5 protein-coding genes are annotated in these 23,568 nt (G+C 38.9%); all 5 read left to right on the top strand.

Features of this window, described 5'->3' with window-relative positions; genetic code table 11:
• Window positions 1-5: 5 nt before the first annotated feature.
• From K412_RS0118735 to K412_RS21555, 5 genes are read left to right on the top strand one after another with little or no spacing between them, the layout of a single operon-like run.
• Window positions 6-8,720, top strand: a complete 8,715-nt coding sequence (locus tag K412_RS0118735) for an SDR family NAD(P)-dependent oxidoreductase (protein WP_024834509.1) — start codon at window positions 6-8, stop codon at window positions 8,718-8,720.
• Window positions 8,721-8,748: 28 nt separating this feature from the next.
• A complete protein-coding gene (locus K412_RS0118740; RefSeq protein ID WP_024834510.1) occupies window positions 8,749-10,008 on the top strand; it encodes a hydroxymethylglutaryl-CoA synthase family protein in 1,260 nt (419 codons plus the stop codon).
• Window positions 10,008-10,757, top strand: coding sequence for an enoyl-CoA hydratase/isomerase (locus tag K412_RS21175; protein ID WP_034848345.1), 750 nt, complete (start codon window positions 10,008-10,010; stop codon window positions 10,755-10,757). The genes K412_RS0118740 and K412_RS21175 overlap by 1 nt, the downstream gene beginning before the upstream one ends.
• 30 nt (window positions 10,758-10,787) lie before the next feature.
• Window positions 10,788-19,733 (top strand): thioester reductase domain-containing protein, encoded by an 8,946-nt coding sequence (locus K412_RS21180; protein WP_051461068.1) that lies wholly within the window; start codon window positions 10,788-10,790, stop codon window positions 19,731-19,733.
• A 51-nt stretch (window positions 19,734-19,784) separates the two neighbouring features.
• The gene (locus K412_RS21555) at window positions 19,785-23,549 is read left to right on the top strand and encodes a chorismate transformation FkbO/Hyg5 family protein (protein ID WP_157833858.1); all 3,765 of its coding nucleotides are present in this window, start codon (window positions 19,785-19,787) and stop codon (window positions 23,547-23,549) included.
• The last annotated feature ends 19 nt before the right edge of the window (window positions 23,550-23,568 follow it).

Genomic DNA, 23,568 nt, shown 5'->3' on the forward strand with positions numbered 1-23,568 from the left:
TGAGAGTGCGAGAACAATTATTATTGGATATGGAGCATCCGGTTTTAAAAAATCACAAAGCATATGGTCAGGAGTTGCTTCCTGGATTGGCATATATTGATATGCTTTACCAGATTTTCAGGGAAAGAGGATTCAACTTTAAGGAGCTTGAATTAAGGAATCTCTCTATCTATTACCCTATGACCGTTGAATGCGGATATAGTATTTTGTTGGATATCCGTTGTACAGAAGCAAAAACCGATTTATGGAGCATAGATATTTACGGGAGTAAGAAGAAGGATGACGGATCCATTTCAGAAAAGAAGTTATATGTGCATGCTGAAATGCACCGAATTATTCCGAAGACATATGACGGCGAAAAAATAGATTTTTGTGAGTTAAAAGCACAATCCGTAAAGCATTGGAGTTTGGAGGAAGTATATGGAAAATGCCGACTGCAGGAACTAGTTCATTATGGGTATATGAAAGCTGATGGCACTGTATATGCGACGGAACAGGATATCCTTATGGATATTTCAGCAGGACAGGAAGCTTCTGTAGATGCAGATGATGCCATGTTTCATCCAGTTCTTATTGATGGAAGTGCAGTAGGCTCAATGACGATGTTTTCTAAAATTGTAGAAGAAGAGCATCGACTGTTTTTGCCCCTTTATTATGAGTCTTTCTATGCAGCCGAATTATTGCAGAAACGATGCCTGACGAGAATTAAAAAAGAGTCCTTGCAACGTAAAAAAGACCTTCTCTACATGACAATAGAGTTTTTCAATGAGGACGGTAATAAAGTTGGCGAGCTAAAAAACTTTGCTAATAAATTAGTACGTAGTGCCAATTTGATTAATTCCAACATGGAATATGAGCAGCTAAAACAGGATAAATTAGAAATGGAGGATTCTGAAAATATATTTTCAGAATCCGGCAATAATTCAGAGGACGATGTTATAAATGATATAGAATCTTTTTTAAAGCAACTGATGGCAGAACAATTGGAAGTATCAGCAGATTGTATCGATACTCAAGCCGGATATTATGAGATGGGTTTAGATTCACCGGGCTTATTAAGAATTGTGAGTTCAATTGAAGAAAAAGTGGATGAAATACTGCCACCTACATTGTTATTTGAATACACAACCATTAAAGAGCTTAGTGAATATCTTGTAGAAAGATACGGTTCTCACTTTATTCATTCCAATGAAGCCAATGATGAAGAACTAAACAATAATAGTGTAACGGCTAAAATAGAAAAAAAGCCGATTTTCCAAGAAGAACTTAAGGAATGCGAAGAAATAAAAGGATCTCAAATACAGGATATTGCAGTTATAGGTATGTCTGGGAGGTATCCTCAAGCAGAAAATATCCAGGAGTTTTGGGAAAATCTTTTCAACGGAAGAGATTGCATCACTGAAATTCCAAAATCCAGATGGGATTACCATTGCCTTGACGGATTAAAATCGAATTCAGGAAAAAGCATGTCAAAATGGGGTGGCTTTATTAAAGAACCTGATCGTTTTGATGCAAAATTTTTTAGGGTATCTCCAAGGGACGCTGAAACCATGGATCCTCAAGAACGGTTGTTTTTGGAGGTTTGCTGGGAAACAATAGAAGATTCGGGGTACACTCCCAAAAACCTTGTTATACCCAAGGGCGCAAACAATAGAAGAGATGTTGGAGTGTTCGTAGGAGTAATGCATAAGGATTACACTATGATCGAGTCAGATGCGGTCTTAAAAGGACAAGTACTTCCTGTATCCTTCAGTCATGCACAAATTGCCAACCGAGTATCGTATTTTTGCAATTTTAATGGCCCCAGTATAGCAGTTGATACAGTATGTTCCTCATCCTTGACTGCTGTTCATCTGGCAATGGAAAGCATAAATCACGATGAATGCGAAGTAGCAATCGCAGGAGGAGTTAATTTATCATTGCATCCAAACAAATATATGACATATGGCATGATGGATATGCAATCCAGCGAAGGTCGCTGCCGTGCCTTTGGTGAAGGGGGAGACGGATATGTATCTGCCGATGGCGTAGCAGCCATATTGCTGAAACCTCTAAAAAAAGCCATTGAGGACAATGACCATATCTATGCGGTGATAAAGGGCAGTGCCATAAACCATGTGGGAACTGTCAGCGGCATTACTGTACCGAGCCCTGTTGCTCAGGGCGAAGTAATTGATGCCTGTCTGAAAAAAACAGGAATTGACCCGAGAACTATCAGTTATGTTGAGGCGCATGGAACAGGGACATCATTAGGCGATCCTATAGAAATTGAAGGACTTGTAAGAGCCTATAAGAACTATACATCGGATCATCAATATTGTTCAATCGGTTCGGTGAAGAGTAATATCGGACATGCAGAGTCTGCTGCAGGAGTGATTGGGCTTCAAAAAGTTGTATTACAGCTTTATTACAAAACTCTGGTAAAATCCCTGCATTCCGAAAAGTTAAATTCATATATTGATTTTGAAAAATCCCCATTCTATGTTCAGAGGAAAACAGAAGAATGGAAAACTCCAACAATTGTAACTAACGGCAAAGAGATTCCTGTAAAAAGACGCGCCGGCTTAAGCTCTTTCGGTGCTTCAGGCTCCAATGTACATTTAATCTTGGAGGAGTATATCTCTGATGATTTTCATACAAGGGATAGCATAGAAGCAGATAACCAGGAAAATCTGGTATTAGTACCCTTATCTGCCAAAAATAAAGATAGACTTCTGGAGTATGCAAAAAAGTTGCTGGATTTTATTACTGTAAAGGAGTTATCTTTACGGCAGCTTGCGTATACATTTCAAACCGGAAGAGAAGCAATGGAAGTACGTGTGGCATTTTTGTCCAGCAGTATTTTTGAACTCAAGGAAAAGATTAAAGCTTTTATCACTGGAAATGATTTACCCGAAGACTGTTGGTTCGGAGAAATAAAGAACAAAAAGTCCAAAAAGGAAAAGTCAGATAAAGGGCTTACTCCAATAACTGCGAAGAATCTCATTACATTAAAGCAAAGACTGAAAGAAATGGCAGAGCTATGGATTAATGGAGAATCAGTAAATTGGGAGCTTTTATACGGTGAAGGAAAACCTAGAAAAATTAGTTTGCCCACATACCCTTTTGCCAATGAACACTACTGGATACCCATTGTTGACAGCGAAGCCAAAAATATATTAGGCAACAAAAAGGCGACTGAGTGGTTACATCCGTTATTGCAGAAGAATACCTCGGACTTTTCTGAACAGCGTTTCAGCACAACCTTTACAGGTGATGAAATATTTCTTTTAGACCATATGATTAATGGCCAAAAACATTTACCGGGTGTAGCTCATCTTGAAATGGTCAGAGAAGCGGTAAAACTGTCTGTGGGAGCCGACAAACTGATTGGAACTGAAATGCGGATAAAAGATGTTGTTTGGATAAGACCGGTAGTTGTTGAGCAGCCTGTAACAGTGAATATTGGGCTTTATCCTGGCGAAAATGAAGAAATTAGCTTTGAAATATATCAAGATTTAGAGGAAGATGGCAAAGAGCTTATTGTATACAGTCAGGGATATGTACTGCTGGAACAGCAAACGGGAGAAGAACCTTCTATAGACATTGCATCTGTAGAAGCTAAATGTAAGGAGATGACTGTAAGTGGTGCACAATGTTATGAAGCCTTTAAAGACGTAGGCTTTGAGTATGGACCAAGCCATAATGGAATTGAAGAATTATTGGTGGGTGATGGTCAGGTAGTGGGTAAATTATCCTTGGCTCCTGAGCTTTTCGGTTTTGTGAATGAGTACATGCTGCACCCCGGAATAACAGATTCGGCGCTTCAAGCTTCCATAGGCCTCATTCTCAGAAACGGTAACTTTACTTCTTTAGTACCGTTTGCACTGGATGAAGTGAGGATATTAAAGAGCTGCACTAATAAGATGAGAGCTCTTATAAAATATGCAGACAGCAACAAAGAAGAAAAACAACTAAGAAAGCTAAACATCGATTTATACGACATGCAGGGGATGCTTTGTGTAAGTATTAAAGGGCTTTCTACCAAGGCAATTGAAATGAATGCTTCGGGCTTAAACATTGATAAAACTCACGGCAGTATGCTTCTTAAACCGAAGTGGGTTGAAAAAACTGCATGCTTGGATGAGGTATCCTTTAAAAAACGGATTGTGATGCTGTGTGCGCCTTTTGATTCAGCAAAAAAATCAATTAAGCAAAAAATTAATGGGGTGAGATGTTTTACTTTTAGCGATAATTTTGAGGATGCAGCAACGGCGTTTACGGATTTTTCCATGAAAGTTTTTGAAAATATTCAGAGTATTTTGCTTGAAAAACCATTGGATAAATTACTTATCCAAATCATAATACCCAATTGTGGTGAGAAGCAAATATTTTCTGGGCTTTCCGGGCTTTTAAAGACTGCTACCCTGGAAAATCCAAATCTGGTTGGGCAGATTCTTGAACTGAACCCACAGGAAGAGACTGATGCACTGATTGAAAAGCTTGAGGATAGCAGCAAAATATCTAAATATAGCCGCATTAGATATGTTGGAGACAGATGTCTTGTTTGTAATTGGAGTGAAATTGATAAAGTTGATGACAAGGAAATCCCCTGGAAAGACAATGGAGTTTACTTGATTTCCGGTGGTGCAGGCGGTTTGGGATTGATTTTCGCCGAAGAAATAGTGCAAAAAGTTAAAGGAGCCGTTCTTGTTTTAACCGGAAGATCCACCTTGACATCGGAAAAGAGTGGAAGATTAAAAGGATTGGAAATAAACGGAAACAAGATAATTTACAAGCAAGTGGATGTATCGGACAAGGTAGCTGTTTCAATTCTTGTGAAGGAAATGTTAGATACCTACGGTACTATTAACGGAATTATCCATAGTGCAGGTATTGTAAAGGACAATTTTATTGTTAAAAAGCCTAAAGAAGAGTTTTGGGAAGTGCTGGCTCCGAAGGTTGCCGGAGTAGTAAATTTGGATTTATCAACTAAGGATGTTGCACTGGACTTTTTCATCATATTTTCATCCGGTGCAGCGGTGGTGGGAAATCCGGGACAGGCAGATTATTCGGCAGCTAATGCTTTTCTTGATGCTTATGCGGAATATCGTGAAATATTGGTAGATTTAGACCAAAGATCTGGTAAGACTTTATCAATCAATTGGCCATTGTGGGAAAATGGCGGAATGAAGGTGGATGAAGAGTCTGAAAAGTTGATGATGAGCAGGTTGGGAATAACTCCAATGCTGACTTCTACAGGAATTAATGCACTTTACCGGTGTATTTCCTCCGGTGAAGTCCAAGTTATGGTTGTGGAGGGTTTATTGAAGCGTATGAGACAAAAGCTTATTTCAAGTGACGAGACTTCCGATGTATTCCCAAAAACGATGACTAATTCTGCGAATAGAAACAATAATGAAAGCGAAAGCGTACATAAAAAGCTAAGTGAAGGTTTAGTCCAGATTGTATGTAAGGTTTTGAAGGTGCAAGAAAAAGATATTGATAATAATTCGGATTTGAATGACTATGGCTTTGATTCAATTACATGGACCGAATTTGCTAATCGGTTGAATCAGGAATATGAGTTGGATATAAATCCTACACTATTTTTTGAGTATTCAACAGTGAATAGCCTTTGTGATTATCTTATTAAGGAATTCCCATCAAACTTTACATACATGACGCAACAGCAGGATTTGAAAGCAAAAGAAGAAAAGGTCGATGAGGAAACAGTACCTACGACAATTAATATGGCGGCTAAAAAAAGAAACAATTCAAGATTTGTGAAGCATACTACAAATAAGGTAGCAGCTAAGGATTTTGAACAAGAGCCTATTGCAGTTGTGGGAATGAGTGGCAGCTTCCCTATGGCAAAGGATTTGGAAGAGTTTTGGGAAAACTTGAAGGCTGGAAGGGATTGTATCAGTGAAGTACCTTCATTAAGATGGGATTGGAAAAAACTGTATGGAGATCCTGTTAAGGAACGCAATAAGTCCAATATTAAATGGGGCGGATTCATTGACGGAGTAGACCAATTTGATCCACTTTTCTTTGGTATATCCCCGCGTGAAGCTGAATTTATGGATCCACAGCAAAGGCTTTTGATGATGCACGTTTGGAAAACTATTGAAGATGCAGGATATTCAGCAAAGAAACTTTCGGGAACCAAAACTGGTATCTTTGTGGGAACTGCAGACACAGGTTATAGTAGGCTTTTCTCTTATGAAGATACTTCTATTGAAGGTTATTCTGCTACCGGTATTGTTCCCTCTATAGGTCCCAATCGGATGAGCTATTTTCTGAATTTACACGGACCTAGTGAAGCGATTGAAACGGCATGTTCAAGTTCACTAGTTGCAATAAATAGAGCCATATCAGCAATGAGGGATGGTACCTGTGATATGGCAATTGTTGGCGGAGTCAACACCCTCGTTAATCCAGATTTCCATATCAGCTTCAACAAAGCCGGAATGCTTTGCGAAGATGGGAGATGCAAGACTTTCTCAGACAAAGCAAACGGTTATGTACGTGGTGAAGGCGTTGGAATGCTTTTGTTAAAAAGACTCAGTGAAGCAGAGAAAGACGGAGACCATATTTATGGTCTAATCAGAGGAAGTGCAGAAAATCACGGGGGACATGCCAATTCATTAACTTCACCTAATCCTAAGGCACAAGCTGATTTACTTGTCACAGCTTATAAAAAGGTAGGCTTTGATCCTAGGACGATTACATATATAGAAGCCCATGGCACAGGGACTGAACTTGGTGATCCAATTGAAATCAATGCCCTTAAGGCGGCTTTTAAAGAACTGTATCAGGACTATGGAATTTCTCACATAGAAGAAAGACATTGCGGATTGGGTTCGGTAAAAACGAACATCGGACATTTGGAGCTTTCATCAGGTATTGCAGGAGTAATTAAGGTGTTATTGCAATTAAAGCATAAGACTTTAGTTAAGAGCCTTCATTGTGAGACTGTCAATCCGTATATCAAGTTAGAGGATAGTCCGTTCTACATCGTACAGGAGGCAAAGAACTGGGAGACTTGTAAGGATGAAAGTGGTAATGACATTCCTCGGCGTGCAGGTGTAAGTTCTTTTGGATTTGGTGGTGTAAATGTACATATTGTCCTAGAAGAATATATTCCTCGTAAGACTGTAAGGACAACTGCTAGTAATCAAAATTCTGTTGCGATAGTTATTTCAGCAAAAAATGAAGCTCGCTTAAGAGAGTACGTAGAGCTATTGCTTTCACATATAAGCAAAAATAATCTGACAGATGCCGATTTGAGGGATTTGGCATATACGCTGCAAATAGGACGTGAGGCTTTTGATGAGAGGTTAGGTGTTATAGTAAGTTCAATTCAGGAACTCAAAGATAAATTAAAGGGTTTTCTTGAAAACAAAGAAAAAATATCTGATTTATATTATGGACAAACAAAGCGGAATAAAGATTTGCTATCAATTTTTTCTTCAGATGATGAGTTTCAGGAAACCATTGACAAATGGCTTCATAACAGAAAATATACCAAGCTTTTAGAAATTTGGGTCAGAGGCTTGTGGGTAGACTGGGATAAGCTGTATGTCAATGAAAAGCCAACCCGAATGAGTCTTCCGACGTATCCTTTTGCTAAGGAAAAATACTGGGTGCCAAAGGGCAAGAGCAAAAAGTTTGACATCAATCCTGTTGAACTTTCCCAAAATAGTATAAAGGAGGAAGTAGATTTCAAACAGGCTTCAGTAAAAACAGTGGAAAGGCAGATTGTAAATCCACTAGAAATAGGGACGGAAACTGAATTTTTTACTAAAACCCTTGAGAAACCGAAAGGGATTTCATTAATTAATTTATCGCCGGATATGGAAAAAGTATATGTGAAAGATGTGGGAAACCATCTTGATATAAAAGTTTCGGCAGAGGAATCAAAGCATTCTGAGGCAGAAAGCGCATTATCCGCGGAATCGGATAAAAAGAAGATAATATCTGGACAAGCATTAGAAGAATATTTGTTGGAGAGTCTTGCTGAAGTACTGAATTTGAGTCAGGGTGATATTGATCCCCATGAGAAATTTATTGATATGGGTGTTGACTCAATCACTGGAGTTAACTGGGTGCAGGCAATAGGACAAAAATATGGAATTACCATTAGGGCAACAAAAATTTATGATTATCCCAGCATAAAAGAGTTTGCAAAATATTTGGAAAAGGAACTTTATAAAAATGATTTGATTGTTTCCGGGAAAGATAATTCCTTTACTACACCAGATAAATCAACATATACCTCGCTGCAAAATCCTGTGAAGGAAGAAGCTATGTATACGCAGCCGGAGAGTGAAACATCAGGAGAAGTATTGGAAAGCCAGAAAGCAATCTCTGTTGATATTGAAGCTCTTCAAGCTTCTTTGGCGGCTTGTTTGGCTGATGTGTTGAATATTGATGAGAATCAGATTGATGTGAGCGAGAAGTTTGTAGATATGGGGTTAGATTCTATCACTGGAGTAAATTGGGTTGGGCTCATTAATCAGCAATACGGAACTTCCATCAAGGCAACTAAGGTTTATGATTATCCAAATATACTTGAGTTTTCAACATTTCTGCAAAAGGAAATCGAGAAAATGGGACAGACACCAAATCCGGTACTTCATCTGTCGGCAGATGAAATATTGATGAAAGTTCAGTCTGGATTAATGAATATTGAACAAGCTGAGGAATTATTGACACGATTGGGGTATGAGGAATAGAAAACAAGTAATTGATAGGAGTGGGAATATGGTACCAGTTGGAATTGAGGCTTTAAATGTATTTGGCGGAACAGCTTATCTGGATGTAATGCAATTGGCAGAGCACCGCAAATTAGATACAGCTAGGTTTGAAAACCTATTAATGAAGGAAAAGACTGTCGCACTGCCTTATGAAGACCCTATTACCTTTGGCGTAAATGCAGCAAAGCCGATTGTTGATAGGATGACAGAGGATGAGAAAAATAGGATTGAGTTGCTTATTACCTGTTCAGAATCGGGGATTGACTTTGGAAAATCTATCAGCACTTATATCCATCAGTATCTTGGCCTTAATCGCAATTGCAGATTATTTGAATTGAAGAATGCATGTTATTCCGGGACTGCAGGTTTGCAGATGGCTGTAAACTTTATATTGTCTCAAACTTCACCGGGAGCAAAGGCTTTAGTAATTGCTACTGATATTTCAAGGTTTCTGATAGTGGATGAAGGTGAGGCTTTATCAATGGACTGGTCATTTGTAGAACCCAGTGCCGGGGCAGGGGCAGTGGCTTTATTGATAAGTGAGACTCCTTATGTCTACAGGGTAGATGTGGGAGCAAATGGTTACTACGGATATGAGGTTATGGATACTTGCCGTCCTGTGCCTGATAGTGAAGCCGGCGATTCAGACTTGTCTTTAACCTCATATTTGGATTGCTGTGAGCAGACGTTCTTGGAATATCAGAAAAGAGTTAAAGGTGCAGATTACGGTGAAACCTTCCATTATCTCGCATTCCACACTCCTTTTGGGGGAATGGTAAAAGGTGCGCACCGCACAATGATGAGAAAAATGAAGCATGCAAAGCCGGCCGAAATCGAAGAAGATTTCATCCGTCGAGTTATGCCGGGTATGGTTTATTGTCAAAGAGTTGGCAATATTATGGGGGCTACGGTATTCTTATCCCTTGCAAGCACTATTGATTTGGGGAATTTTGATACGCCCAAAAGGATAGGTTGCTATTCATACGGCTCAGGTTGTTGTTCGGAGTTCTACAGTGGGGTTGTTACAGCAAGGGGACAGCAAATTCAGCGTCAATTTGATATAGGTAAGAGACTGGATCAACGCTATAAGTTGTCTATGGATGAGTATGAAATATTGCTAAGGGGAAGTGGTGCAGTTAAGTTTGGAACAAGAAACTGCAAATCTGATTTTGATTTACTTCCAGGCATTATTGATTCAGTTAAGGATACTCCAAAATTATATTTGGAAGGAATTCACGAATTTCATCGTGAATATAGGTGGATCTAATGAATTTTGAGACTATTGATGTACGTTTTCAGGATACTTTTTGCTTTCTAAAATTTAATCGACTCGAGGCCAAAAATGCCATAACCAACCGCTTGGTTGATGAAGTACTCCAAGTTGCGGAAATGTGTGAAGAATCTGTGACTGTTTTGATTCTGGAAGGATCTCCTGAATACTTTTGCTTTGGTGCTGATTTTGAGGTCATCTATGAAACTATGAAACAGGGAGAACAGTTTGAACAGGACCCGGAGCCCCTGTATAATTTATGGCTTAAGTTGGCGACAGGCCCATATATTACAGTATCTCATGTCAGAGGAAAAGCCAATGCCGGAGGAGTGGGTTTTGTTGCTGCAAGCGATATTGTTATTGCAGATTCAAATGCTCAGTTCAGTTTGTCTGAATTACTGTTTGGACTTTTTCCGGCATGTGTATTGCCTTTCTTAAAAAGAAAAATAGGATTACAGAAAGCCCATTATATGTCTTTGATGACACAACCCATCTCGGCACAGCAAGCCTACTCGTGGGGGTTGGTGGATGCTTTGGGAGACGATAGCGAATTACTACTCAGGAAACATTTTCTAAGGTTGAAATATATATCGAAAACTGCGGTTCGAAAGTATAAAAAGTACATCAGCATGCTGGACAATGATTTAGTAAAGTCAAAAGAATTGGCAGTTGAAGCAAATCGTGATGTGTTTTCTGATCCGGAAAATCTCAACAAAATATTTCAATTTATAGAAAATATGAAATAGGTTAGGTTTCTTGAGGTAAATGGGGGAGTGATGAGTACTATGCAGGACAAAGACCGGACAAAATTGAACAGCATATTAAAGGCATTAAAATCCGGAGAAATAAGTATATCTGATACAAAAAGCATATTGGAAAATAGGAAAAAGCCTGAAGAAAAAGATTTTGGGATAAATAGCAGGATAAGCACATCCACAAAGACCTGTGCAAAGGAAGTGTCCGCAAGTGAGAATGGAATTGCAATTATAGGTATGTCCGGACAATTCCCAAAGTCAAAAACTTTGCATGAATTTTGGAATAATATCGCAAACGGTATCGACTGTATCTCGGAGGTACCCCCGGAGAGATGGCCTGCTGAAAAATATTACGATGCAGATGCAAATGTTCCGGGAAAGACCTATTGCAAATGGCAAGGAGTACTTGAGGATGTAGACAAGTTTGATCCTTTGTTTTTCAACATATCTCCTATTGAAGCCGAAATCATGGATCCACAGCAGAGACTTATCCTTGAAAGCTGTTGGGGCTGTATAGAAGATGCTGGAATTAATCCTCAATCATTGTCTGAAACCAAATGCGGAGTTTTTGTAGGGTGCGGAGTCAGCGACTATGGACAGCAGGGGGATGGCCAAGAGTTGAATGCCTATGGACTGATGGGAAGTTCCCCTTCTATTTTGGCAGCACGGATTTCGTATATACTAAATTTAAAAGGACCATGTATGGCCATAGATACAGCATGCTCTTCCTCCTTAGTTGCAATATCAGAAGCTTGTAACAGCTTGATGTTGAATACCAGTGATATTGCCCTTGCAGGTGGAGTACATATTATGCTTAGTCCTGCGGGATTTGTAATGGCAAGTAAAGCTGGGATGCTGTCACCGAGCGGCAGATGTCATACTTTCGATGCCCGAGCTGATGGGTTTGTCCCTGGGGAAGGGGTAGGCGTAGTTTTGCTGAAGCGCCTGTCTGATGCTATAAGAGACAGAAATCCTATTTACGGAGTTATCCGCGGATGGGGAGTAAACCATGACGGGAAAACCAATGGTATTACTGCACCGAGTGCAAATTCACAAATTGAGCTTGAGAAGGAAGTATATAGGCGCTTTGGAATTAATCCCGAAACCATTACAATGGCCGAAGCTCACGGAACCGGAACAAAGCTTGGGGACCCCATTGAAATAGAGGCACTTACAGAATCCTTTCAACATTTTACAAACAAAAAAAATTATTGTGCGTTGGGTTCTGTTAAAAGCAATATAGGTCATTCTGTTAAGGCCGCAGGAGTTGCAGGGCTCATTAAAATATTACTTTCTTTGAAAAATAAAATGATACCGCCTACGATAAATTTTGAAAACTTAAATGAACATATTTATTTAGAAAATAGCCCATTCTATATCAACACACAATTAAAACCATGGGAAACAGCACCGGGGCAATTGCGTCGAGCGTGTATCAGCTCCTTCGGATTTAGTGGAACAAATGCCCATTTGGTAATTGAAGAATATGCTTCACAAAATGAGATAAAAGACTCTGCATCTGTAATAAACTCAAATAATCCTGGATTATTTGTTTTGTCTGCCAAAAAAGAAGAATCCCTCATTGAGTATGCTGACAGACTAAAAAATTGGCTTGAATCAAAGAAAGACATCAATATTGAGGAACTGGCATACACTTTTCAGGTCGGCAGGGATGCTATGGATTTCCGCCTTGCAGTTATTGCAGAATCCAGAGAGCAGTTAATTGAGGAGTTAGCAGGGGTTGTTTCCGGACATCCTTCTGAGCGAGTTTTCACAGGTCGAGCTAAAAGAAAAAAGTCTGTGGAAGAGATAAATGAGGAAAAAGAAATACTAGCGGCGGTAAAAATATGGATTAAGGATAAAAACTTCAGTGGATTGGCAAAGGCTTTTGTCAAAGGTGTTAATATCCATTGGGACATGCTTTATGATGATGATAAAAGGCCAAGAAGTATTCATGCTCCTACATATCCATTTAAAAGAGAGCGGTATTGGAACTGCCAAGGAAATACAGAGGCTAATGAGCCTTTGGATACTACCACTGGCTTAAAAGCGTTACATCCTTTACTGCACCAAAATACCTCTGATTTATATCATAACAGGTACACCTCGATTTTCACTGGAGATGAATTCTTCTTAAAAGGGCATGTTGTAAAAGAAAAAAGGATAATGCCGGGTGTAGCATATCTTGAGATGGCAAGGGCGGCAGCGGAAATGTTGTCCGGAGATTTTTCAAAGGCTCAAATAACATTAAAAAATGTGGTTTGGGTACACCCTATTATTGTAGAAAAAACCCCGGCAAAGGTCGATATTAACCTTTCTGAAGATAACAACAGCGAATTTGCTTTTAAGGTATACAGTGACGTTGAAGCAGCTGATGAAAATTCGAAGTTACATTGTCAGGGTAAAATTCTTTTCAATGAAAAATCCGGTGAGCGACCTGTATTGAACTTAGAGGAATTGAAATGTCAAACCAATGTAAAGAGAATTTCTTCAGAGCAATGCTATCAGGTGTTTAGTGAATTGGGTATTGAGTATGGTCAGGAATTCAAAGGAATAGAATCTGTATTTGTAGGTAAGGAGATGGCTCTTGCAAAGCTAGTCCTGCCGTCATCCGTATCATCAACCAAAGAGGAGTTTGGTCTGCATCCAAGCATACTCGATGCTGCCTTACAGGCCTCGGTTGCTCTGGTAATGGGTACGGATAATCAAAAATTTGCTCTTCCCTTTGAATTGCAGCAATTGAATGTGTTTAGTAAATCTACATCCAACATGTGGGCCTTAATCCGTTATAGCAACGACAGCAATAGTTCCGGAAAGATTCAAAGGCTTGATATTGACTTGTGTGATGAACAAGGGCTGGTTTGTGCTCAGATAAAAGGGCTGACATCAAAAGGACCTGAAACAACCAATGTAGATGACATGAACCCTTCAGATATGGATACTGTCATGATTTATCCATCATGGATAGAACAGCCTTCAACTGGAAAAGGCCATATGCCATCCTTGTACAAGCATATCGCAGTATTTTGTGAGATACCGCAACTTTCAGATGAAGGTTGCGTAGCCGAAATGGATGGCATAGAGACTTTTATATTAGATTCTAAACATAAGGACATTGACAAACGGTTTGAAGAGTATAGCATTCAGATATTTGAAATAATTCAAAGGGTACTCAAAGAAAAGCCAAAAGATAAGGTACTGTTCCAAATAGTTGTTCAACCAACAGGTGAAAAACAGCTATTTTGGGCTCTCTCAGCATTGTTGAAAACTGCTCGGTTAGAATATTCAAAATTTATCGGTCAGATGATTGGTATCGAATCCGATGAAAGTTTAGATGAAATTTTTAACAAAATAAACGTAAATAAATTCAACCTAAGCAATAAAGAAATAAAATATCAGGATGGCAGAAGGTTTGTTTGTCAATGGACTCAATTAGATAAACCTGAACAAGTTGAATCAATGCCATGGAGAGATAACGGAGTTTACCTTATTACTGGCGGAGCAGGAAAATTAGGCTTGATTTTTTCAAAAGAGATTGCAGAAAGAGTTGAAAATCCAATTTTGATTTTAACAGGAAGATCCCCTCTGAATGAAAGCAGGCTTAAAGAATTAGAAGAATTAGAGAAACTTGGTGCTACCGTCAGATATCAACAAATGAACGTTGCTAATAGACAAGATGTCCGAATGGTAATTCAAAGCATAAAAAACCAGTATGGAAATATCAATGGAATCATACATGCAGCAGGTTTAATTCAGGATAACTTTATTGTAAAGAAAACTCAGAAAGAATTAAAAAATGTTTTGGCACCCAAAGTTACCGGCCTTGTAAATATGGATTTGGAAAGCAAAGATATGAATCTCGACTTTATCCTACTCTTTTCATCAGGTGCCGGAGCAATGGGAAATATGGGGCAAATAGATTATTCTGCTGCTAATGCATTTATGGATCAATTTGCTTCCTATCGTAATGAGCTAGTGTCATCGAAGCAACGGTACGGCAGGACTTTGGCAATCAATTGGCCTCTTTGGAAATCTGGAGGCTTACATGTGGATGAAGAAAATGAAAAGCTGGTAATGAGAAATACCGGAATGGTTGCAATGAAATCTTCAAGGGGCATAAAGGCATTTTACCGATGCTTTTCATCAACAAAAGAACAGATAATGGTATTGGAGGGGAGGTATAAAATGTTAAAGGATAAAATCAATGCAATAAATGATTCCGAAGGTGTGCAAGCTTTGAATAGTACTCCATTGAAAGAAGCCAGAGTTGTCATTGATAAGGATAATTTATTTGAAAAGGTTCAGACAGATTTAGCCAAAACGGTTTCCATGCTACTTAAGGTCAAAATACAGGATATTGATTTGGAAGGAGAGTTAAGTGAATATGGATTTGACTCTATTTCACTAACACAGTTTATAAATAAGCTTAATGAGCAGTACAAACTTGAACTGGCTCCTACAATTTTCTTCGAATACTCCACACTTCATAGCTTTGCCAAGTATTTAACTGACGAATATGAAGAAGTTCTTGCTTCAAAATTTGGTGTAAGAAAAGTAGTTGATGTTCCTGTTCAAGAGAAAGAAACATATATGGAAAAATATGTATATATAAAAGAAGAATCGGTACATATGGATAAAGGGATGGAAAAGTATAAATTAATACAGGAAACACCTACTTCAAAGAGTATCCATAGGGAACAAGAACCTATTGCCATTGTCGGTATTAGCGGAATATTCCCTCAATCCAAGGATATAGATATGTTCTGGGATAATTTAGTAAACGGACGGGACTGTATTACCGAAATTCCAAAAGAACGTTGGGATTATAAGGAATATTATGGAGACCCTTCTAAAGAAGATAACAAAACAAATGTTAAGTGGGGGGGCTTTATTGAGGCTGTCGATGAATTTGATCCGCTATTTTTCGGGATTTCTCCTCAAGAAGCAAAGCTCATGGATCCACAGCAGCGTCTACTTATGATGTATGCATGGAAGGCAATAGAAGATGCCGGATATTCAGCTCAAAGCATTTCAGGAAGTAAAACAGGAATGTTTATCGGCACCGCAAACACGGGTTATAGCCAATTGATATGCAGGGCAAATCTTCCAATCGAAGGTTATACTGCTACCGGATTGTCTATTTCTGTCGGTCCAAACAGGATGAGCTATTTCCTTAATATCCATGGACCCAGTGAACCTATAGAAACGGCTTGCTCAAGCTCGTTAATTGCAATTCACCGGGCAGTATCCGCAATAAAGGATGGAAGCTGCGATATGGCTCTTGCCGGCGGTGTAAACACATTGGTATCCCCCGATGCACATATCAGCTTTTCCAAAGCAGGAATGCTCTGCGAGGATGGCAGGTGTAAAACCTTCTCGGATAAAGCCAATGGATATGTGAGAGGTGAAGGGGCAGGCATACTTTTCTTAAAGAGATTAAGTGATGCTGAAAAAGCAGGGGATCATATTTATGGAGTCATTTTAGGGACTGCCGAAAACCACGGAGGTCGTGCAAATTCACTGACTGCACCTAATCCTAAAGCTCAGGCAGAGTTGATTAAGACTGCATACACTAATGCCGGAGTAGATCCGAGAACCGTTACATATATTGAAGCACATGGAACAGGTACTGAACTTGGAGATCCCATAGAAATAAACGGATTGAAAATGGCATTCAGGGATTTGTACAAAGAAACAGGAGATAGTGAAGTTACAAGCAGACATTGTGGGCTGGGCTCTGTGAAAAGTAATATAGGACATTTGGAACTGGCAGCTGGAATTGCAGGAGTAGTTAAAGTTCTTCTGCAAATGAAGTATAAGACTTTAGTTAAAAGTCTGCACACTGAAACTATTAACCCATATATACAGTTGGAAGACAGTCCATTTTATATTGTAAATGAAAAGAAGGAATGGAAGGCTCTTAAAGATGATTCAGGCAATGACATACCACGCAGAGCTGGTGTAAGCTCCTTTGGATTTGGCGGAGCTAATTGCCATATTGTATTGGAAGAGTATATACCTAAAGCCTGCAATTGCAGCAAGAATCTTCAAAACAGCGGTGAGCCTTACATTATAATACTGTCAGCGAGAAATGAAGAACGTCTTAATGAACAAGCAAATCAGCTGCTGGAAGCAATATCTAAGCCGCAGTTTGAGGAAAATGATATTGTCAATATGGCATATACCCTTCAGGTAGGACGTGACGCCATGGAAGAACGTATTGCAATTGTGGTAAAAACAGTTGAGGAGCTGAAAGAAAAGCTTAAGGCATTTATTGAAGGTCAGCAGGATATTGATGATTTTTACAGAGGTCAGGTTAAGAGCAGCAAAAAGGCTTTGGATATTTTTGCCGGTGATGAGGATATTCAAAAAGCCATAGAAAATTGGGTAATAAAGAAAAAATACTCTAAAATCGCAGAACTTTGGACCAAGGGCTTTGATATAAAATGGAACCTTCTTTATTGTGATGCTGAATTGCACAGAATAAGCCTTCCTACTTATCCCTTTGCAAAGGAAAAGTATTGGGTTCCCGTATCTGGAAATAAGATGATAGGAAATATGGAAAGCAAAACAACTCTTCCTATAATGACTATTCCAGAAAGTAATAAGTCAGAAGAAAAAGTATCTTCTGTAAGCAGTAAGCCTGTTCAAATTAATTTGGAAAGTAATACCTTTGACAGCTTAAAATATGTCAAAAGCGTTGTTAAAGAATTATTAGGCATGGTTTCCGAAACTTTAATCAATCCCGGTCAGCAGTTGTCAAAGTACGGAATGAATTACACATTGGCAATAAAATTACAGGACCGTATTAAGAAGGATTTGAATATTGAAATTGATGGCAAGAGGTTTATTGATAAATTTACAGTCAATGAATTGGTTAATCAAATAGACGAAGTCAGGAAACCTCAAGGAAATCCTGTGGCAAATCAAACTGTCTCGGTACAGACATTTGAGACTGAAAAGGAACAGCCAAAGAAAGTTGAGGAAGAAAAGGTCTGTCAGAATAAAAATAATTCCTTTGATGTTAAGCAATATATAGAACAAATAATAAGGGAATTATTAGGATTATCTTCAGATACCCAAATAGAGCCAGAAGAGCAGTTGTCCAAATACGGAATGGATTCCATATCAGCAATAAAATTACAGGATAGGGTAAAGAACGATTTGAAGATAGAACTTGACGGCAGAAGATTTGTTGAGAAATTTACAATGAATGAAGTAGTGGAGCAAATTAAAGAACTCCAAAAATTGCAAAATTGCCCTACGAAAGAGCAAAAAACTCCAAATACCGAAACAACTTTTGAGACAGTCAAGGAACAGACAAAGAAAGTAGAAGATGAAAAGCCGTGTGGGGAAGAAAATAATTCCTTTGATGTTAAGCAATATGTAGAACAAATAACAAGGGAGTTATTAGGATTATCTTCCAACACCCAAATAGAGCCAGAAGAGCAGTTGTCCAAATACGGAATGGATTCCATATCAGCAATAAAATTACAGGATAGGGTAAAGAACGATCTAAAGATAGAACTTGATGGCAGGAGATTTGTTGAGAAATTCACAATGGCTGAAGTAGTGGAGCAAATTAAAGAGCTTCAAAAGTTGCAAAATTGTCCCAGGAAAGAACAGAGTACTCCGGTGCCAATATTGACTGAGGATAAGGAACTGCCAGAACAGAAAACTTCCTTAGAGAAAATACAAAATATTGGAGAAACAGAGGATATAAAAAAATCTCAAAGACCTGTAACAACAGCAAGTAACAACTCCTTGTCCCCATGGGAGTTGGACAGAAAACTGCCTGAGGGATTAAGTTTGGGGCAGAATGCTGTTCCATTCAAGCATAGCTTTGTAAAGGAAAAGGTTTTCCTGACAGGGGTAACAGGTCTGTTTGGTGCATTTTTATGTGGCGAAATATTAAGAAGTACTTCTACATCTGTTTACTGTCTTATCAGAGCTGAGTCAGAAGTATCAGGCTTAAAACGGATTGAGGAAAATTTAAGAAAGTACAATTTGTGGAGTGAAGGTTACAAAACTCGTGTATTTCCTGTCTTAGGTGACTTAAACGAGGAAAGAATGGGAATCAGCATGGATGTTTATGAAGAGCTCAGCAAAGAGATAGAAGCAATTTATCATTGCGGAGCACTTGTAAACCATGTGTTGAATTATTCACAAATGAAAACGGCGAATGTAGATGGGACAATTTCTATTATCAAATTTGCAGGTAACCTTAAAATTAAACCCATTCACTTTATTTCCTCTACTGGAGTATGCATACGGACTGGTGATGACAATTTGCTGCTACCGGCCTACACAGAGGAAAATTTGCTGGAAGACGGAAGATACCTGACAAATGGCTACTCACAGACAAAATGGGTATCGGAACATCACATGATGCAAGCCCATGAAAGAGGGATTCCTGTTACTATTATGAGATGCGGTCAGGTTACTGGTACAAGTGATAAATGTGTCGGTATTGCAGTAGATATGTTGCATAGATTTTTGAAAATATTCAGCGAATTACAATATACACCTGCTTGGGATGATGGTGTGATAGACGTTACCCCCATTGACTATATAAGTCAAGCGGTTCTTGCAATAAGTCAGAAAAACGATTGCTACGGGAAGATTTATAACCTGATAAATCCCAAACCGATTCCCATTAAGGAGTTTTTTGGATATTTGAGAAAAAAGAATACCACGATGTCCGAAATTCCTTATCAACAATGGGTGGAGTACTGTCAAAAATACATTGAAAGCCTGCCCGAAAGCAATAAAAGGACTGTGTTACTGGACTTTTTTATCAAAAGAGGAGCGACTGGTTATAGGTTGTTTGAAGTATATTATTTTAGATATCAAGGTCTTATGAATTCAAATACACATGCAGCACTGGAAGATACAGGAATTGAATTTCCGGTTCTGGATGAAACATGGTGGAATCAATTTTTGAAGCAGCTTGCGTTACTGGACTAAAAGTATGTAAATACATGGAATTATAGGTAGAATGATTTTGTAAAGGAGGGAATGGCTGCAATGATAAGTGCAATAGAAGAAGGCGTTATCTGCAATGAAGAGTTACCTGAGGTTAGCGTATATTTGCTTCCTTCTGATTCAAGCAAACTGAAAGAAGTAATGAAAAATGGAAATATCCTTGGAGTCATCAAATATAGTAATCAAGAAAAGAGTAATGATTTTGAAACATTAAAAGATGGCTATCCTGAATTAAGTGTTAACATGAAGGTGCTTTTGGGGGATGTATATTACGAAGTTTGGACGTCAAGTAAGCCTGTTTCTTATGGAAGTATGGGTGATCTGCAATATGCGACAGACGGATTTCACCACTTTTTAACTGTTAGCATAAAAGAGGATAACATAGGACTGAAAGAAGCTGGCAAGCTTGCATATGATTCAATCTTTGAGGCTATCGGAAGAAATAATTACCCGAACATTTCAAGAATTTGGAATAATATCCCCAATATTAACGAATATGCAAATGAAACAGAAAGGTATACTCAGTTTTGCCATGGCAGAGCGGATTCTTTCCAGAACAACAGAAGTATTTATCCTGCAGCAACAGGAATCGGCTGTCGTGGAGACAGTGTTGGAATTTATGCGATTTCCACATCAAAAGATATAAACAAATATATTGAAAACCCAAACCAGACTCCTGCATATAAATATCCGCAGAAGTATGGAATAAAGTCCCCGAGCTTTGCAAGAGCAACCTATACGGGGTATGGTCCAGACAAAGGGACATTGTATATATCTGGGACAGCCAGCATTATAGGCCATGAGACAGTTCACGTAGGTGATGTAAGAAAGCAGTGTGAGACAACCATAGATAATATCAAGGTTCTGATATCTGAAAAGAATTTATACAATTATGGGATAAATAGAGGTTTTACTCTTGAAGACCTGGATTGTATCAAGGTATATATTAAAAACGAAGAGGACTTTGAGACTGTCAGAGATATTTGCAGCAAGGAATTTTTGCCCGATAAATCAATCGTTTATTTAAAGGCTGATGTATGCAGAAGTGATCTTCTGGTTGAAATTGAGGGTGTCATTATGGCAAATAGAGGAAAAGAACAATTTGATGGAGCAATAACCTTTTCGGAGGCAAGAAAAGCAAAATTGGGTAAATGGACTTTAGACATGGAAATGTCCAAGAAAAACCTTAAAGCCGGAGAAAATCTACAGTTTAAGCTGCGAATAAACCTATCGACAAACATACTTAATGGATTTATGAATGGCAGTAGACTGACACCAAAATCATTGCTACTCTTATTTACCTCAGAGCGGTGCTTCGACTCCCAAGGCATCCATCGAATACCGCTAGATGAGAAAATGTCTACACTGTTGACACCTACAGGCCTGGCTATTGAGGGAGGCAGTTCCAATGCCATAAGTAAACATACGGGCAGCAGGTATAGAAACCCTATTGATGAAATGTTTGAGATACCCCTAAATGAACTTCAAAAAGGGTACAGTGACAACTTTTTTTGGATAGAAGGCAAATATGAAATTCCTTTACCCCAAGACATGCCACCCGGAGTTTATAGGATACGCTTGGATTTTGGAATATCGGATGGCAAAAACAATTTCAGCCTTAACCATGAAGAGTTTGGTGGACGGCCTGAAAATGATGATGATATTTCATTAGTTTATTCGCCGCCTTTTACTGTAAGCGGACAAGATGTTTATGGTAATTGGATTAATGCAGCCAATATTGAGAAAAGGTTGTACTGGGTGCTGCTGAATCAATACAAATCCAATGGATATCAAGGTGTTGTGGCAGAAGAAGACAAACACAACTTTGCGTTATCTAACAGGAATATTGTTCATGATGAAGTTATTCTGCCTTTGTATGATGAAAGAGGAAACATAAATACATATAATTTGGAACCTGTATTTGCAACTGACCTTGTGGATTGTCAGAGAAATATACCTTGGAATTATCATTCAGGACAACTATCAATTAAAGTGTATGATCCTGATGGAAACGAAAATGATCTGGGTTCTGCTGCATTTGTTGAAAATATAAACGGTTGTGCAACCACAGGCAAAACTAGTTTTATACAATGGAAGCCCCATAAGTATGGACAGTACAAGGTTATTGCAAAGGGCTGGATTGAAGATATATGGGGAAACCGCTACTATGGAGGCGGAACCTATGAATTTTGGATTGCAAAAAGAATAACTTTTGGTACATCCACATTTATGGGAATGCCTTTTAGTGTTGGATACGGATATGGTGCTGAAATTGGGTTTGCCCCTGCGGTTCCTGCGGATGTTACTGTCAAGGTAGATCTTTACGTAGGTTCTGATCCTAATAATGTAAAGACGTCAACTTCCCAAGGCAAAGCAAGTAGCGGTGGAATGTTCAGTACAGCCTATGGAATGCAAAAATTTGTGTTTGACGAACCGGGAGAATATCATGCAAAACTAAGGGCTACATACACTGATAATGAAGGCCACTTATGGGTATGTACTTTACGTCATGCAGGTGTTATTCATACGGGAAAAGGACCTCTTATAGCCCATGGGAAAAAGCTGAAGGAATGTAAAGATTATTTATCTCCACAACAGTATGGTTATCCATACAATTACGGAGAAGTACTACTTGTGCCAGAGGATGGATACGGTGCCAATATGATTGAGCCGGTTCTCACGTACACCATCAGTGGAAGAGAAGATAAGAATGACTTTGAAAAAGTCGGTGCCAGCAATGTCAGAATCGTAGCCTCAAAGGATTTGTGTCCTCATCTTTATCCGGAATATATAACTGACTGGGCATATTACTATGTAGGTGCATCTTGCCCCGGTCTGTCGGCAAGATTTATGGTTGCAGAAGATGGTGTGTACAAGCCGTCCTGGCCCGTAAGTGCAACTAATTTTGGCGGTCAGATTGGCGCATCAAATACCGGCAGTACTCTGGGAACTCCATACAGGCTACTTGGAGGCGTAGTTTTACGCAAAAAAAATGAAACACCCATGTATGGTGATTATATTTCCAATGCATTTATTATATCTAAAGGCTCTGAAGCACGAGTTATCAAAGCTGGAGAAGAACTTTTGGTAGGAGCAAAAGGAGCGAAATTCAGGTACTATATTATCTCTCACCGTCCTGGATTGCTCTACGAACAAGACTACTTGTTCTGGCCATATTTGCAGATGGATCCTATTGTTCCGGCGCATATAAATTATACACTAACATATCCTGATGGCAGAAAAAGGACTGTTCAAGGAAGTGCCGATAGTAAACTGGGGTATTTTATGTCACCTGAAAGGTTTCCTCTTGACCAACCAGGCGTATACAGAATCAATTTTGAGTCAAATTGGAATGGCTACAAGGGAAGTATGCCTGGTATGCCCAAAGATGGAGCTTATATCTTTGTATATGAAAAGGAAAGACCTGCTAATTTCAGTTATATCAAATTGAACCTTAGAAAACAGCAGAAATTTGATATAGAGGAAGGATTGATTATTGAAGGAGTAAGCAGTGCCAAGAAGGTATATTATGCTTCTATTACACCGGGGGCATTGGTAGAGCAAGGGGAAATTCCAGTGGAGAATGGCCGCTTTAAGTACCACTTTTCACCAGAGGCAGCCAATAATAATGTTCCTATTTATGACATAAAAAATGTTGTTACCGGACGAAAAGAGACTGGTAGAATTATTCATCTGACATTTTTTGCTCAGGAAGAAGATGGAAATGGTGGAATATGGCACTCTTATGCAAGGGTAATTATCAGAGGGACAATGGCATTTTATACATATGACTGTTAATCAATCATGTCACAAAGGA

Origin of the sequence: Ruminiclostridium josui JCM 17888 (genome assembly GCF_000526495.1) — a bacterium.
GTDB classification, from domain to species: Bacteria; Bacillota; Clostridia; order Acetivibrionales; family DSM-1351; genus Ruminiclostridium; species Ruminiclostridium josui.

Excerpts from the sequence above, each read along its gene's own strand:
- K412_RS0118740 (WP_024834510.1), top strand. The coding sequence starts at position 8,749 with ATGGTACCAGTTGGAATTGAGGCTTTAAATGTATTTGGCGGAACAGCT.
- K412_RS21555 (WP_157833858.1), top strand. The coding sequence starts at position 19,785 with ATGGCTGCAATGATAAGTGCAATAGAAGAAGGCGTTATCTGCAATGAA.
- K412_RS21175 (WP_034848345.1), top strand. The coding sequence starts at position 10,008 with ATGAATTTTGAGACTATTGATGTACGTTTTCAGGATACTTTTTGCTTT.
- K412_RS21180 (WP_051461068.1), top strand. The coding sequence starts at position 10,788 with ATGAGTACTATGCAGGACAAAGACCGGACAAAATTGAACAGCATATTA.